General features: G+C 67.1%; 17 protein-coding genes. 6 read left to right on the top strand and 11 right to left on the bottom strand.

What is annotated here, in order from left to right; translation table 11 throughout:
* Positions 1 to 13: 13 nt before the first annotated feature.
* The 3 genes from AC1KAR_RS20040 to AC1KAR_RS20030 are packed head-to-tail and all read left to right on the top strand — an operon-like array spanning position 14 to position 2702.
* Positions 14 to 862, top strand: coding sequence for a shikimate dehydrogenase family protein (locus tag AC1KAR_RS20040; RefSeq protein ID WP_480321032.1), 849 nt, complete (start codon positions 14 to 16; stop codon positions 860 to 862).
* Positions 859 to 1791 carry a 4-hydroxyphenylpyruvate dioxygenase gene (locus AC1KAR_RS20035; protein WP_480321030.1) on the top strand — a complete coding sequence of 311 codons (933 nt, stop codon included), beginning with the start codon at positions 859 to 861 and terminating at the stop codon, positions 1789 to 1791. Before AC1KAR_RS20040 ends, AC1KAR_RS20035 begins: the two co-directional genes overlap by 4 nt.
* The gene (locus tag AC1KAR_RS20030) at positions 1788 to 2702 is read left to right on the top strand and encodes a sugar phosphate isomerase/epimerase family protein (protein WP_480321028.1); all 915 of its coding nucleotides are present in this window, start codon (positions 1788 to 1790) and stop codon (positions 2700 to 2702) included. The genes AC1KAR_RS20035 and AC1KAR_RS20030 overlap by 4 nt, the downstream gene beginning before the upstream one ends.
* A gap of 60 nt (positions 2703 to 2762) precedes the next feature.
* Here the strand turns inward: AC1KAR_RS20030 and AC1KAR_RS20025 are convergent, their stop codons facing one another.
* The 3 genes from AC1KAR_RS20025 to AC1KAR_RS20015 form a co-directional block, all read right to left on the bottom strand.
* On the bottom strand, positions 2763 to 4394 hold the full coding sequence (locus AC1KAR_RS20025) for an outer membrane protein assembly factor BamB family protein (protein WP_480321026.1): 1632 nt from the start codon (positions 4392 to 4394) through the stop codon (positions 2763 to 2765).
* A 147-nt stretch (positions 4395 to 4541) separates the two neighbouring features.
* Positions 4542 to 4925 (bottom strand): hypothetical protein, encoded by a 384-nt coding sequence (locus AC1KAR_RS20020; protein WP_480321024.1) that lies wholly within the window; start codon positions 4923 to 4925, stop codon positions 4542 to 4544.
* Between the two features lie 36 nt (positions 4926 to 4961).
* Complete coding sequence (locus AC1KAR_RS20015) at positions 4962 to 5204, bottom strand: glutaredoxin family protein (RefSeq protein WP_480321022.1); 243 nt, start codon at positions 5202 to 5204, stop codon at positions 4962 to 4964.
* A 94-nt stretch (positions 5205 to 5298) separates the two neighbouring features.
* Here AC1KAR_RS20015 and AC1KAR_RS20010 point away from each other — a divergent pair, with 94 nt between their 5' ends.
* Positions 5299 to 5910 (top strand): hypothetical protein, encoded by a 612-nt coding sequence (locus AC1KAR_RS20010; protein WP_480321020.1) that lies wholly within the window; start codon positions 5299 to 5301, stop codon positions 5908 to 5910.
* A gap of 287 nt (positions 5911 to 6197) precedes the next feature.
* Here the strand turns inward: AC1KAR_RS20010 and AC1KAR_RS20005 are convergent, their stop codons facing one another.
* The 4 genes from AC1KAR_RS20005 to AC1KAR_RS19990 all read right to left on the bottom strand — a co-directional run bounded on the left by AC1KAR_RS20005 (position 6198) and on the right by AC1KAR_RS19990 (position 8518).
* Complete coding sequence (locus AC1KAR_RS20005) at positions 6198 to 6686, bottom strand: GFA family protein (RefSeq protein ID WP_480321018.1); 489 nt, start codon at positions 6684 to 6686, stop codon at positions 6198 to 6200.
* Between the two features lie 64 nt (positions 6687 to 6750).
* Complete coding sequence (locus AC1KAR_RS20000) at positions 6751 to 7398, bottom strand: aspartate/glutamate racemase family protein (RefSeq protein WP_480321016.1); 648 nt, start codon at positions 7396 to 7398, stop codon at positions 6751 to 6753.
* A 7-nt stretch (positions 7399 to 7405) separates the two neighbouring features.
* Positions 7406 to 8158: a sulfite exporter TauE/SafE family protein gene (locus AC1KAR_RS19995; protein ID WP_480321014.1), complete on the bottom strand. Its 753-nt coding sequence runs from the start codon at positions 8156 to 8158 to the stop codon at positions 7406 to 7408.
* A gap of 12 nt (positions 8159 to 8170) precedes the next feature.
* Entirely contained in the window at positions 8171 to 8518 is a 348-nt protein-coding gene (locus AC1KAR_RS19990) for a GFA family protein (protein WP_480321012.1), read from the bottom strand.
* A gap of 167 nt (positions 8519 to 8685) precedes the next feature.
* Here AC1KAR_RS19990 and AC1KAR_RS19985 point away from each other — a divergent pair, with 167 nt between their 5' ends.
* Complete coding sequence (locus AC1KAR_RS19985; RefSeq protein ID WP_480321010.1) at positions 8686 to 9090, top strand: nuclear transport factor 2 family protein; 405 nt, start codon at positions 8686 to 8688, stop codon at positions 9088 to 9090.
* Positions 9091 to 9143: 53 nt separating this feature from the next.
* Entirely contained in the window at positions 9144 to 9845 is a 702-nt protein-coding gene (locus AC1KAR_RS19980) for an alpha/beta fold hydrolase (RefSeq protein WP_480321008.1), read from the top strand.
* 15 nt (positions 9846 to 9860) lie between these two features.
* Here the strand turns inward: AC1KAR_RS19980 and AC1KAR_RS19975 are convergent, their stop codons facing one another.
* The 4 genes from AC1KAR_RS19975 to AC1KAR_RS19960 form a co-directional block, all read right to left on the bottom strand.
* On the bottom strand, positions 9861 to 11210 hold the full coding sequence (locus AC1KAR_RS19975; RefSeq protein WP_480321006.1) for a dicarboxylate/amino acid:cation symporter: 1350 nt from the start codon (positions 11208 to 11210) through the stop codon (positions 9861 to 9863).
* A gap of 142 nt (positions 11211 to 11352) precedes the next feature.
* Positions 11353 to 11625: a DUF2164 domain-containing protein gene (locus AC1KAR_RS19970; protein WP_480321004.1), complete on the bottom strand. Its 273-nt coding sequence runs from the start codon at positions 11623 to 11625 to the stop codon at positions 11353 to 11355.
* A gap of 46 nt (positions 11626 to 11671) precedes the next feature.
* Entirely contained in the window at positions 11672 to 12640 is a 969-nt protein-coding gene (locus AC1KAR_RS19965) for a branched-chain amino acid ABC transporter permease (protein ID WP_480321002.1), read from the bottom strand.
* Positions 12641 to 12643: 3 nt separating this feature from the next.
* Positions 12644 to 13531 (bottom strand): branched-chain amino acid ABC transporter permease, encoded by an 888-nt coding sequence (locus tag AC1KAR_RS19960; protein WP_480321000.1) that lies wholly within the window; start codon positions 13529 to 13531, stop codon positions 12644 to 12646.
* Positions 13532 to 13559: the final 28 nt, after the last annotated feature.

The raw sequence follows: 13559 nt of genomic DNA, 5'->3' as shown, positions 1-13559 counted from the left end.
CGGAGCAGACCTCGTGATCGACGGCAGCACCGAGGTCATTGCGCACCTCGGCTTCCCCACGCACGCCTTCAAGGCGCCGCTCATCTACAACCCGTACTTCGAGTCGGCGGGCATCAATGCCGTGGTCGTGCCCATGGGCTGCAAGCCCGAGGGCTTCGCGACGGCACTGCGGGCGCTGTTCACGCTCGAGAACGTGCGTGGCGCACTCATCACGATGCCGCACAAGGTGAGCGTGGTCGATCTGCTCGATCAAGCCACGCCCGCCGTGCGCGTGGCCGGCGCCTGCAATGCGGTGAAGCGCACGGCCGAAGGCAAGTTGGTCGGCGACCAGTTCGACGGCACCGGCTTCGTGCGCGGCATCGAGCGCAAGGGGCTGCGCCTGCACGGCTCGAATGCGCTGGTGGTGGGCTGCGGCGGCGTGGGTTCGGCCATCGCCGCCTCGCTCGCCGCCGCCCAGGTGGCGCATATCGCGCTCTTCGACCTCAACACCACAACGGCCGACGAACTGGCGCAGCGGCTGCAGGCCCACTTCCCGCGGGTGCGCGTGAGCACCGGGCAGCGCGATCCGGCCGGCTTCGGCCTTGTCGTCAACGCCACGCCGCTGGGCATGAACCCCGGCGACCCGCTGCCGGTGGACGTGTCGCGCCTTGCGCCCGGCACCTTCGTCGGCGAGGTGGTGATGCGCAACGAGATGACGGCATTCCTGCAGGCCGCGACCGAACGCGGCTGCCGGGTGCAGGTGGGCACCGACATGCTGTTCGAGATGATCCCGCCCTACCTCGAGTTCTTCGGCTATCCGACCACCACGCCCGAGAACCTGCGAAGCCTCGCGCGCATCCAGTACCAGGAGGCCCCAGCATGAGCGATCTGTTGCTTGACCCGGTTCACGCACGCGAGCCACTGCAGGCCTCGTACAGCGACGAACACAACCCGCTCGGCCTCAACGGCATCGAGTTCATCGAGTACGCCACCTCGGCGCCGCAGGCGCTCGGGCAGGTGCTGGGGATGATGGGCTTTCGCGCGGTGGCGCGGCACCGATCGCGCGAGGTGATGCTGTACCGGCAGGGCGGCGTCAACATCATCGTCAACGCCCACCCCGCCGCCGGGGCAGATGCCCCCGCCACCGCACCCGCCACGCCCACCATCAGCGCCATCGCACTGCGCGTGCGCAACGCCAACGAGGTGCACCGCCACGTGCTCGAACGCGGTGGCTGGGATGCCCCCTCGCACCCGCAGGCGATGGAGCTCAACATCCCCGCCATCCACGGCGTGGGCGGCAGCCGCATCCACTTCGTCGACCGCTACCGCGAGCTGTCGATCTACGACGTCGACTTCGTGCCCCTGCCTTCGGTGGAGCAGCAATCCGGCTGCATCCCCGGCATCCACTTCTTCGGTGTGGTGCAGTACATCGGCCTGGGCCGCAGCGCCGACTGGATCGAGTTCTATGCCGAGCTGCTGGGCACCACGCTGATCCCAGACGAGCAGCGCTACGGCATCATGCCGGCCGGCAAGCTGCTGCAGGCCCCCGCCACCGAGCCGGCCAATGGCTTCATGCTGCAGCTGGTGGAGCCGCCGCTCGATGCCACCACCTCGCTGACGTCACCCAACGAGCAGTTCCAGCGCATCGGTCTCGGCGTGCCCGATGTGCTCGCCGCGGTGCGCACGCTGCGCGGCCTGGGCATGGAGTTCGTCGAAACCAACGCGGCCCACACCGAGCGGCGCGGCGCGCTCACCAAGACCCACCTCGGCGGCGTGGTCTTCGAGCTGGTGCAAAGCGGAGCCGCGCCATGAGCGCCACGCTGCGCCCCGCGCTGCAGCCCGCGGCCCAGGGCTTCGGCATGGACACCATCACCCTGGCCGGCCCGCTCGAAGCCAAGCTCGATGCGATGCGCGCCGCCGGCTTCGAGCAGGTGATGCTCAAGGCCAACGACCTGGTCGGCCACCCGCAGGGCTGGCGCGCCGCGGTCGATGCGGTGAAGGCCAGCGGCCTGCGCGGCACCGGCTTCCAGGTGCTGCGCGACTTCGAAGGCTTGAGCGGCCACCTGCACCACTACAAGCTCGACATCGCCAAGACCATGCTCGAGATGTGCGCCGCACTCGGCTGCGACGTGCTGCTCGCGTGTTCGTCGACCTCCACCCACGCGAGCGACGACCTCGACCACATCGCCCGCGACCTGCGCAAGCTCGCGATGCTGGCCATCCCGCACGGCATCCGCATCGCCTACGAGGGCCTCTCGTGGGGCCGCACCGTCAACGAATACACCACCGCGTGGGACGTGGTCTGCCGCGCCGACGCCCCCAACCTCGGCCTGTGCTTCGACTCGTACCACGTGCTGGCCGCCAAGACACCGCTCGACGGCATCGACGAGATCGACCCGGGCAAGATCTTCCTCGTGCAGCTGTCCGACTTCATGTGGCAGGAGACGCGCACCTTCGAAGAACGCATGACCACCGCGCGCACCTTCCGCGTCTTCCCCGGCGAAGGCGTTCACACCGCGCAGGTGGTCGAGATGGTGCAGCGGCTCGACGCGCTGGGCTACGAGGGCGATTACAGCTTCGAGGTCTTCAACGACGACTATGTTCAGATGCCACTGCCCATGGTCAGCGAACGCGCCTGGCGCTCGGCCCAGTGGCTGGCCGACGACGTGCTTCGCCGCGGGGCGCCGCAGCCCAACCAGCTGCGGCTGCGGCGTTCGGCCTGATGCGCCGCTGACATGAAAGAAGGGCACCCGAGGGTGCCCTTCTCCGCTTTCACACCGTGCTCAGCGCACGCGGATCGCGATCAGCCGCCCGGTCGGCGTGCTCGCACCTTCCACGATGTAGAGCATGCCGCTCGCGCTCAGGCTGATCATGCCCGGCGAGGGGTAGGTCCACACCGGCTGGCGCGTGGCCAGGTCGATCGCATGCACGGCCCGGTCGGTGCTCACGAAGAGCAGGTTGTCGGTGACGACCACGTTGCGGTGGAACTCCGCATCGGTTGCCGTACCCGTCCACGACCACAGCACCTCGCCGGTGGCTTCGCTGATCGCATCGAGCGACTTCGGCGCGTTGCGGCCGGCGTAGACCACGCCCTTGGCAAGCGCCGGGGTCGTGCGGTACGTCTGCTGCGTGGCCCACCGGGTGTTGCGGTTCTCCATCGAGTAGTTCACCAGCCGGCGGCTGTCGTACTGCTCGACACTCGACGACGCACGGCCGCTGAACGCACCGCCGCTGTAGGCGATCACGTTGTCAGGCGAACCCAGCATGGGCGAGGCGTGGTACGAGTAGCCCCAGCCTGGCGCATACGGGTCGGGGATGGAGGCAACCAGCGCACCATCGGCCTTGCCGTACACCTGCAAGCCGGTGCCGCTGTAGTGGTACACGTAGCGCCCATCGACCGCAGGCGTGGCCATGTCGTCGTCACCCGCCGTCTGCAACCAGGCGCGGCTGCCCGCGGTGGCGTCGAACGCATAGGTGCCGCCACCGTAGTAGCCACCAGTGAGGTAGGCGCGGCCGTCGCTGATGGTCGGTGCCAGCGTGTGACCCCACTGCGACTCGAACGGCGACTGGAAGATCGTCGCGCCGTCTGCCGCATTGAGCGCATGGAGGTACGTCCACGAGTGCCCCATCGTCGCTGCATAGACCACCCCGTTCACCACGGCCGGTGGGTTCAGGCTCGCATCGCGAGAGAAGTCGCGCCGCCACAGCGGCGTGCCGTCGGCCTCGTTCAGCGCGTGCAGCGACACCGGGCTTGCGTAGTCGTCTTCGCTCACGAACACCTTGCCGCCTTCACTCACCACCGCGTTGATCGCACCGATCACACCGCCGGGCGTGCGGCGCCATTCCCACGCGTACTGGAAGCGCGCGGCATCGAGCGTCACCGGCACGTAGCCGGTGTGCGCCGCATTGCCCTGGTGCATCTGCCACTCGGCCTGCACCGGCGGCGCCGCGACGGTGATGGCGAAGGGCACCGCCGTGCGCGCCGTCTTCTTCTTGTTCTTGCAGTCATCGTCCTGGCAGCCAGCGAACAACAGCTTGCCGCTGTAGCTGCCTGCGGCCAGGCCGCTCGCCGTGCTCAGGCGCACGGTGAAGCGGCCCTTGCCCAGCGACTCGATCACCGGCGCCGAATCGAATGCCGCCGGCACGCCGCCTTCGATCACCAGCCGGGCCCGGTTGGGCGTGGGCCCGCTGTACTGCAACGCCAGCTCGACACCGCTTGCCGCGCCGCTGGCCACCTGCACCTCGATGCTGCCGGGTGTGGCCGCCAACGTGGCCTGCACCGCGGCGGCGAGCGCGCCCATGCGCGACTCGCTCGTCGAGGTGTCAAAGCTGTCAGCAGTGTCAGCAGCCTCCTCGCCACCGCCACACGCAGCCAGAGCCAGGGCGGCCGCAGCCGTCCACCATAGTTTCTGCATTGTTTTCTCCCTGTTTACCGTGATGGGCCCTCCATTGCTGAGGGCCAGCGAACGCCGCGCCAAACCCACTCAACTGACGCGGTAGAGAGACTGTAACGAGACCACCCTGACAGCGTTCTGTCAGGAGTCTTCAACAGCTGGCTTCAATCACAACGCGTGCCATTGCGGCAGGCAGTGCTCGGCCAGTGCGGTAACCCACGGTGGCTCGCTCGGATCGAAGGTGAGGCCGAGCGCCGGGCTCACCAGAAAGCGTGCACGCCAGAACGCATCCGCGTCTTGCGCCAACACGTGGGCTTGCAGGTGCTCGAAGGGAATGGCCAGCGTGCCGAGGTGCAGCACCTGGACTGGCGCGGTGATCTCTTCCAGCCGCCCGCTGTCTTCAAAACGCAGCACCACGTCGCCGTAGTCCATTTCGTTCAGCGCGACCTCGTTGCGGCGTGACTTGATCGGCGCGCCACGCAGCTTCAGCAGATCGTCCGGCAGCAGCGTGAACGCGAAGCCCGCGAACGAGAGGTAGGGGTCGAGCCGCATCGTGTGCGCGGCTCCGAACAGCAGCCCCGGAGCGGCTCAGCGCCCGAGCTGCGCCAGCGCCGCCTGCAGACCTGCGAGGCCCCCGACACGCTGATCGTTGATGAAGACCTGCGGCATCTGCCGCACCGAGGGGCCGCACTTCTCGAAGAAGGCCAGGCGCTCGGCCTCGTCGTCGATCTTGATCTCCTTGAAATCGATCGAGCGGGTCTTGAGCAGCATCTTGGCCTGGTCGCATTGCGGGCAGGCCGACTTGGAATAGATGACGATGTCGAGATTCATGCGATGGAGTTTAGGGGGACACGTTCGCACCCCGGTAGACCAGACCGTGCTTCGCATGTCAAATGGCGGGCGGCACAGAAGCAAGGAGCTGACGATGGGAGACAAGAAGGAACGCAATTTCCTCGAAGCCTTTCTCGAAGGCGGCGAAGCCGCACTTGACTTGCTTACGGACAACGAGGCCGTCAAGGCGGTCCCGGTGGTCGGCACCGCAATCAAGGTGCTCAAAGGTATCGACGATGCGCGAGACCGCGCGCTCGCCGCCAAGCTCGAGAGATTCATACAAGACCCGTCTCTTCAGTCCGACAGCGCGCGCGAGAAACTCAGGAGCGGCATCTCCACCGATTCAAAGGAAGCGGCCAAGGTCGGTGAAACCTTGTTCCTTGTGCTCGACAAGATGACTGACCTGGAAAAGCCGGGTCTGCTTGCCCGTGTGTTCCGGGCCTTCCTCGATGGGGTCATCTCATCAGTGGAACTGCGTCGCCTCTCTCACGCCCTGGATGGGGCGTTTACGGACGACGTGATGTCACTGGAACATTGGCAGGAGTCCGCGCACGTCTCGTATGGCTCCGAGTGGAAGCAGCCATTGGTAGGCGTCGGTCTGACCCGGGTCGTTACCGGACAGAGCTGGAACGATATGACGGAGGTTCACTATGAACTCACTGAACTCGGCCTGACGCTTTACAAGACGCTTTGGCACACGCGGTGAACCCTGCCCAGGCCGGCAGCTCGCGCCCGCATCGTGGCAACCCGCTTCCATCTGCCCTTCACGCAAAGCCAACGCACAAAAGAGTTGCGCCGCACGGATCAGAGATCGGTGCGGCGCAAGCGTGTTAGGTGTCCTCTGCGCTGGGGTACGGGTTCCCGATTGCCCGCCCAGTGATGCGGTCGGTTGGCGCGTCGAACAGGAAGGATTTTCGCGGTCTGGGGCGGCGGTGATACGGCGAAAAGCAGGTGAATCCGGCGCCTTCTTGCGTGACCCGAATCACGAGCCGGTTACTGCGGCTTCACCAACGCCGCGCGCCGCTCAAGGCTCTCGAGCGGCCAAAGGTCCGACGCCTTGTAGTACTCGGGCACCGCGGGTGTGCCCGGGGGCAGCACCACCCAGGGCTGTTTGGTGGTGGTGAAGATGTGCACGCCCGGCGGGCAGCGGTCGGGCTCGTCGAGCGTGCCCACGCGCACGAAGGACACCGCATCGCCCGCGCCGGCGTAGTGACTCCACAGCGCCACCCTGCACTGCGGGCAGCGCACGATCTTCTGGCCCTTGCCGCTGTTTGACGGCGTGAGCAAGGTCTCGGGCGCGCCGCTCAGCAACTGCACGCGGTCGGATTCGATCATCGCGTTGAGCGCGAACGCGCTGCCGGTCTCGCGCTGGCACCAGCGGCAGTGGCAGCAGTTGACGAACATCGGCGCGCTGGCCAGCCGGTAGCGCACGTGGCGGCAGGTGCAACCGCCTTCGAGGCCCATGTCGGGTGCGTCGCTCATGTGTTGTCCTTCGCAAAAGGGTGCGGCTCGGTCATGGGCTCAGGGCCGCTTGCCGCGCGCCAGTTCAGGCGTCCTCGCACAACTGCAACGCATGCGCCACGCCGAGGCGCGGGCTGCTCAGGATCTGCAGGCCGGTGTCGGCGAGCAGGCCGGCAGCATCGGCCATCGAGGCCTGGGCCAGCACGACCGTCTCACCGGGTTGGGCGCTTTGCCGCACGCCCGTGGCGATGGCGGCGAGGTAGGCCTCGCGCTGGCCGGCCTCGAAGTGCGGCCACGCGCCTTCGATCCACAGCGTGCGCAGCTGCAGCGGCAGGCCCAGGCGCTCGGCAGATGACTGCAGCAGCGCCTGCGTGGGTTCGAGTGTGCTCTGCAGCGCCGCCACCACCAGCACGGGCGCGCCGAGTTGCAGGGCCGTGTCGGCCATGGCGCGATCGATGCGGGTGACGGGGATGGGCGCGCGGGTCGCTTCGGCGAGGCCGCCGATCGTCGAGCAGGTGCAGACCACCACGCGCGCCCCGGCGGCGGCCGAGAGCATGGCCGAGCGCACGCCGGCGATGAGCGCGGGGTCGTCGAGGCCGGCGCCTTGCGCGCGCGCCAGCAGGTCTTCGCGCACGAGGTGGGTGGCGCGGCGCTGGGGCGCGGCGGTCTTCAGCATGGCGTCGAAGGTGGCCACGTGCACGGGCGAGGTATGGAGGAAGGCGATGTCGGCCATGGTGTTGTCAACGTTTCAGAAGCACTGGAAGAGACGACGCGATCATCACCACCCCCGACACCGTGAGCAAGCCCAGCACCACGCGCCGGAAGGCGGCGTCGCTCAGGCCCACGTACAGCCGCGTGCCCAGGATGGACGGGATCAGCAGCGCCGGGATCACGACGGCGAAGAGCGGCCACATCTCGCGTGTGACCATGCCGCTGCCCACGTAGGTGGCGAAGGTGACGCTGAGCGCGGCGAGGTTGAAGTTCTGCAGCACGGCGCGGGCGGTGTCCTTGTCCCAGCCGCGCACGGTGCACCAGAACGACGGCACGACACCGGTGAAGCCACCCAGCCCGCCCATCACGCCCCCGGCCGCGCCGGCGATGGCGTCGCCGATGCGCCCGCCTCGCGTGATGCGCGGGAAGCGTTGCGCGAAGAGCATGGCCGAGCAGCACACCATGAGCGTGACACCGAGCCCGAACTTGAAGATCACCGCATCGACATACGGCAGCACGGCCACGCCCAGCGGCACGCCGACGAGCGCACCCAGGAGAAAGGGCCACAGCAGCGGCCACTGCAGCCCGCGCCTCAGCCGTACCGCCGCGAAGATCTGGCCCGACAGGCCGCCGGCAATCGAGAGCACCACGGCCAGCCGAGGGTCGATGCCCCATACCCAGATCGACATCGCCACCATGCCGAACGCAAAGCCCGAGAGGCCTTGCACGAAGCCGGCGACGACTGCGCCACCGGCGAGCAACGCAATCTCAGCGCCCGTCATGCGAGCCGTGCATCAGCTGGATCGACCATCGTAGTGCTGGACCTTCACCGCATCGAGGTCAATGCCTTCGATGCAGCGGATGTTGATGGCCGCGATGGCGTTGCCCTTCGGATCGACGCCTTCACCGTAGGGGTGGATGCCGCAGGTGGGGCAGAAGCGGTGCTTGATCACGTGCTTGTTGAAGGTATAGCTGCTGGCCGCGCTCTCCGGTGACTTGAGCACAAGGCTCGCGCGCGGCACGAACCACAGCAGAGAGCCCTTCCGCTGGCACATCGAGCAGTTGCAGGCGAGTGCGGAGTCGATCTCGCCCTCGACCTCGAACGAGACCTGGCCGCAGTGGCAGCTTCCTTGGTGTTTCATGCGCGCTCCCGTGGATGGGTCGCGCCATTCTGCCGCCCTCTTCCTTCTCGCGCACGCCGTTTGCTCCATGCGGTAGGACAGAACCGACAGGAATGCCCCGGCTTGTCCGATGCACGGCGCATGCCACGCGGCGCACAGTGGCCTTTTGACTTCCCAAGGAGTACGCCATGCAACAAACCACCGCGCGCAAGGACATCGAAACGCTGGAAAAGCGCTTCTGGCAATCCATGGTCGACGAAGACACCGACACCGCACTGACCATGCTGGCCGAGCCATCCCTGATGGTCAGCGAGCATGGAGCCATGCAGTTCGACCATTCGGGCTATCGCAAGATGGCCGAACAAGGGGGCATGGTGATCAAGTCCTTCAAGCTGAGCGACATGAAGGTGGTCTTTCCCACCGACGACACCGCGCTGCTGACCTACCGGGTGAAGCAGTCGATCGCACAGCGTGATCGGGCCGACCACGAGATCCACCAGGACATGGCCGACTCTTCGGTCTGGACGCGCCAGAACGGCGGCTGGCGCTGCGTGATGCACACCGAAACACCGGTGAGCAGCGAGGCGCACTGACCTCGCCGTCGCGGCTGCCAGGTCAGTGAACGGGCGATCCCTATGATCGCCCGATGATCAGGCACGACACACGACCTGAGGCGGTGGTTCTCCACGGCCTCAATGGCGGCCAGCGCGAGGTGGCCCCGTGGGTTGACACCCTGTCGCCCGAGTTCTCGGTGCGCACACCCGACCTGCTGGGTCATGGCGGGCGGGCGCTGCCGGCCACGCTCGCGGTCTCGGCCATGGCCGATGACTTGGTGTCCCAGCTCGACGCCTCGCGCCCGGCCTTGCTCATCGGCTACAGCTTTGGCGGCGTGGTGGCCTTGCGCGCAGCCTTGCAGCACCCGCAGCGCGTGCGCGCCGTGGTGTGCGTGGCCACCCGCTGGCACTACGATGCCACGACCATCGCGCACTCGACGCACGTGCTGGGCGAGGCGCGCCTGGCCGGCATGCCGGGGCGGGCCGCGCTGTTGCAAGGCATCCACCAGCCCCACGACTGGCGCGATGTGGCCGAGCGTCTGCGCGCCATGCTGGCAGGCTTCGCGCAGGATCCACCGCTGAGCGCCGAGATGCTGGGCGGCGTGCGCTGCCCCTGCCTCGTGGTCACCGGCACCACCGACCCGATGGCCCCGGTGGACACCACGCTGGCCCTGCACCGCAGCCTGCCGGCCAGCACCATCGCCACCTTCGAAGGCAGCGGTCATCCGCCCGAGAACCTGCCCATGCCGCTGATGCGCAAGGCGTTGCTCTCCTGGACGGCCAGGCTGCGCTGACGCGCCCGCCCCAGGTCAGCTGGCAGACGATCCGCCCACGCGGCCGGCCGGCATGTGCTCCTCTCGCAGATCGAGCACGGCCTCGGGGGCATCCGCCTCGGCGTCGCTCTCCTGGTCGAGCTGGCGGCGCAGGCGCTCGGTGTCGAGCTCGCCGGTCCACTTGGCGACGACGATGGTGGCCACGCCGTTGCCGATGAGGTTGGTCAGCGCGCGCGCCTCGGACATGAAGCGGTCGATGCCCAGGATCAGCGCCAGCCCGGCCACCGGCACGCCGCCCACCGCCGACAGCGTGGCCGCCAGCACGATGAAGCCGCTGCCGGTGACTCCCGCCGCCCCCTTGGAGGTGAGCAGCAGCACGGCCAGCAGCGTGATCTGCTGCGTCAGCGTCATCGGCGTGTTGGTGGCCTGCGCGATGAACACCGCCGCCATGGTCAGGTAGATCGAGGTGCCGTCGAGGTTGAACGAGTAGCCGGTGGGGATCACCAGACCCACCACCGACTTGCGCGCGCCCAGGTTCTCCATCTTGGCCATCATGCGCGGCAGCACCGATTCGCTCGACGAGGTGCCCAGCACGATCAGCAACTCTTCCTTGATGTACTTGATGAACTTCCACACCGAGAAGCCGTGCAGCTTGGCGATGGTGCCGAGCACGACGAAGATGAAGACCAGACAGGTGGCGTAGAAGGTGCCCATCAGCTTGCCCAGCGACCACAGCGATTCGACACCGTACTTGCCGATGGTGAAGGCCATCGCGCCAAAGGCGCCGATGGGTGCCACCTTCATGATGAAGCCGACAATGGCGAACAGCACGTGCGAGGTCTTCTCGACCATGTCGAACACCAGCGTGCCGCGGCCGCCGAAGCGGTGCAGCGCAAAGCCAAACAGCACCGAGAACAGCAGCACCTGCAGGATCTCGCCCTTGGCGAAGGCATCGACCACGGTGCTCGGGATCACATGCAGCAGGAAGTCGACCGTGCCCTGCATCTTGCCGGGGCCGGTGTAGGCCTCGATGGACTTGGTGTCGAGCGTGGCCGGGTCGACGTTCATGCCCTCGCCCGGCTTGACCAGGTTGACGATCACCAGGCCCACGACCAGCGCCAGGCTGCTGACGACCTCGAAGTAAAGCAGTGCCAGCCCGCCGGTCTTGCCGACCTTCTTCATGTCTTCCATGCCGGCGATGCCCACCACCACCGTGCAGAAGATGATCGGCGCGATGATCATCTTGATGAGCTTGATGAAGCCATCGCCCAGCGGCTTCATGGCCTCGCCGGTGGCCGGCGCGAAGTGGCCCAGCAGCACCCCCACCACAATGGCGAAGATGACCTGGGCGTAGAGCGACTTGTAGATCGGCTTGCGGGTGGACATGGCAACCGGCTCCAGACGATGCACAGACCGCGAAGTGTGCGCGCACGACGCCCGCTTGGCGAGCCCGGAGACGGCACGGCGGTCGAACCACGCCGCGCGCCGTGCAGCCCGGCAGCGGGCGGGCCGCGGCCGACAAACCGCTTCAGCGCTTGCGGCGCCCCGCTTCCTGCCTGCGCCAGTACTGGAACTCGTCTTCGTGGTGCTCCACGTCGAGCTCGTCGATGCGCGTGCGAAGCCGCTCCTGCACGTCGGCCACCGCCTGGTTGTAGACAAGCGGCCCGATTTCTTCAAGGAAGTAGTTCAGCAGCGCTCCGGCGGCGATGTTGCCGATCTTCTCGTCCATGTTGTCCGCGAAGTAGCGCTCGATGGAGGCGATGGCCTCCTGGCGCGCATCCTTCGGGATCTCGATGCTCATGACCGGCCTGCCGCCCGGCGGCCGCGTTGCGAGCGGGTCGCGGCCCTCATTTCTTGCTGCGCTGCTGCCACGCGAGCAACTCGCCGACGAAACCACGCCGGAAGGCGATCACGCAGATGACGAAGATCGCGCCGATGATCACCGTCACCCACGAACCCACGCGATCGGCCAGGAAGTTCTGCAGGCCGATGATGGTGAACGCGCCGATCACCGGGCCGGCAAAGGTCCCGAGGCCGCCGAGCAGCGTCATGAGGATCACCTCGCCCGACAGCGACCAGTGCACGTCGGTCAGCGTGGCGAAGCCGAGCACCAGCGTCTTGAGCGAACCGGCCAGGCCGGCCAACGCGCTCGACAGCACGAAGGCCAGCAGCTTGTAGCGCGCCACGTCATAGCCGAGCGAGATCGCGCGCGGCTCGTTCTCGCGGATGGCCTTGAGCACCTGACCGAAAGGCGAGTGCACCACGCGCATGATGAACAGGAACACCGCGACGAAGATCGCCAGCACCAGGTAGTACATGGTGATGTCGTCGCGCAAAGGCACCAGCCCGAGCAGCTTGCCGCGCGGCACGCCCTGCAGGCCGTCTTCACCGCCGGTAAAGGGGGCCTGCAGGCAGACGAAGAACACCATCTGCGCCATGGCGAGCGTGATCATTGCGAAGTAGATGCCCTCGCGGCGGATCGCGATCAGGCCGACCAGCAGGCCCAGCAATGCGGCGATGGCCATGCCAGCCACCAGGCCCAGTTCGGGCGACCAGCCGGCGCTTCGCACCAGCCAGCCCGTGGCGTAGGCCGCCGAGCCGAGAAACGCCGCGTGCCCGAACGACAGAAGACCGGTGTACCCCAGCAGCAGGTTGAAAGCGCAGGCAAAGATGGCGAAGCACAGCGCCTTCATCATGAAGACGGGATACAGGCCGATGAACGGTGCCGCGGCCAGCAGCGCGAGCACCACCGCCCACGCGATGCGGGCGTTGCGGGTCGGGCTGGTGGCCTGAACGTTGGCTTGGGAGGTGGCCATGCCTTACTTCTCCTTGCCGAAGAGACCGGCGGGGCGAATCATCAGCACGATGGCCATGATCACGAAGACGACGATGTTGGAGGCCTCGGGGTAGAAGACCTTGGTCAGCCCCTCGATCAAGCCGAGCGCGAGGCCGGTGAGGATGGAGCCGAGGATCGAGCCCATGCCGCCGATCACCACCACCGCGAACACCACGATGATGAGGTTGCTGCCCATCAGCGGCGTGACCTGGATGATGGGCGCGGCCAGCACGCCCGCGAGCGCCGCGAGCGCCGCACCGCCTGCGTATGTGAACATCACCAGCATCGGCACGTTGATGCCGAAGGCCTGCACGAGCTGCGGCTTCTCGGTACCGGCCCGAAGCAGAGCGCCCAGGCGCGTCTTCTCGATCAGCGCCCACACGCCAAGACAGACCACGAGCGAGGCGACCACTACCCAGCCGCGGTAATTGGGCAGGATCATGAAGCCGAGGTTGGTCGCGCCCTGCAATGCATCGGGCACTGGATACGACTGCCCCGACACGCCGTACTGCTCGCGGAACACCCCTTCGAAGATCAGCGAGATGCCGAAGGTGAGCAGCAGGCCGTAGATCGGGTCGAGCTTGTAGAGGTTCCGCAGCAAGGTGCGCTCGATCACCAGCCCGATGGCTCCCACCACGAGCGGCGCCACGATCAGCGCGAACCAGTAGTTGAGGCCGAGCTTCTCGAGCGAGAACCAGGCCACGTACGCGCCGATCATGTACAGCGCGCCGTGGGCAAAGTTGACGATACCCAGCAGCCCGAAGATGACCGCCAGCCCCAGGCTCAGCATGGCGTAGAACGAACCGTTCACCAGGCCCAGCATGAGCTGGCCCATGAAGGCCTGTATGGGGATCCCAAATATTTCGGTCATGGCGGTAATCAGTAGGACGTCAGACGCG

The organism is Piscinibacter sp. PDB1-1, assembly GCF_056675995.1.
The sequence above is the reverse complement of the archived record's forward strand: the minus strand, read 5'-3'. Positions and strand labels throughout refer to the sequence as shown.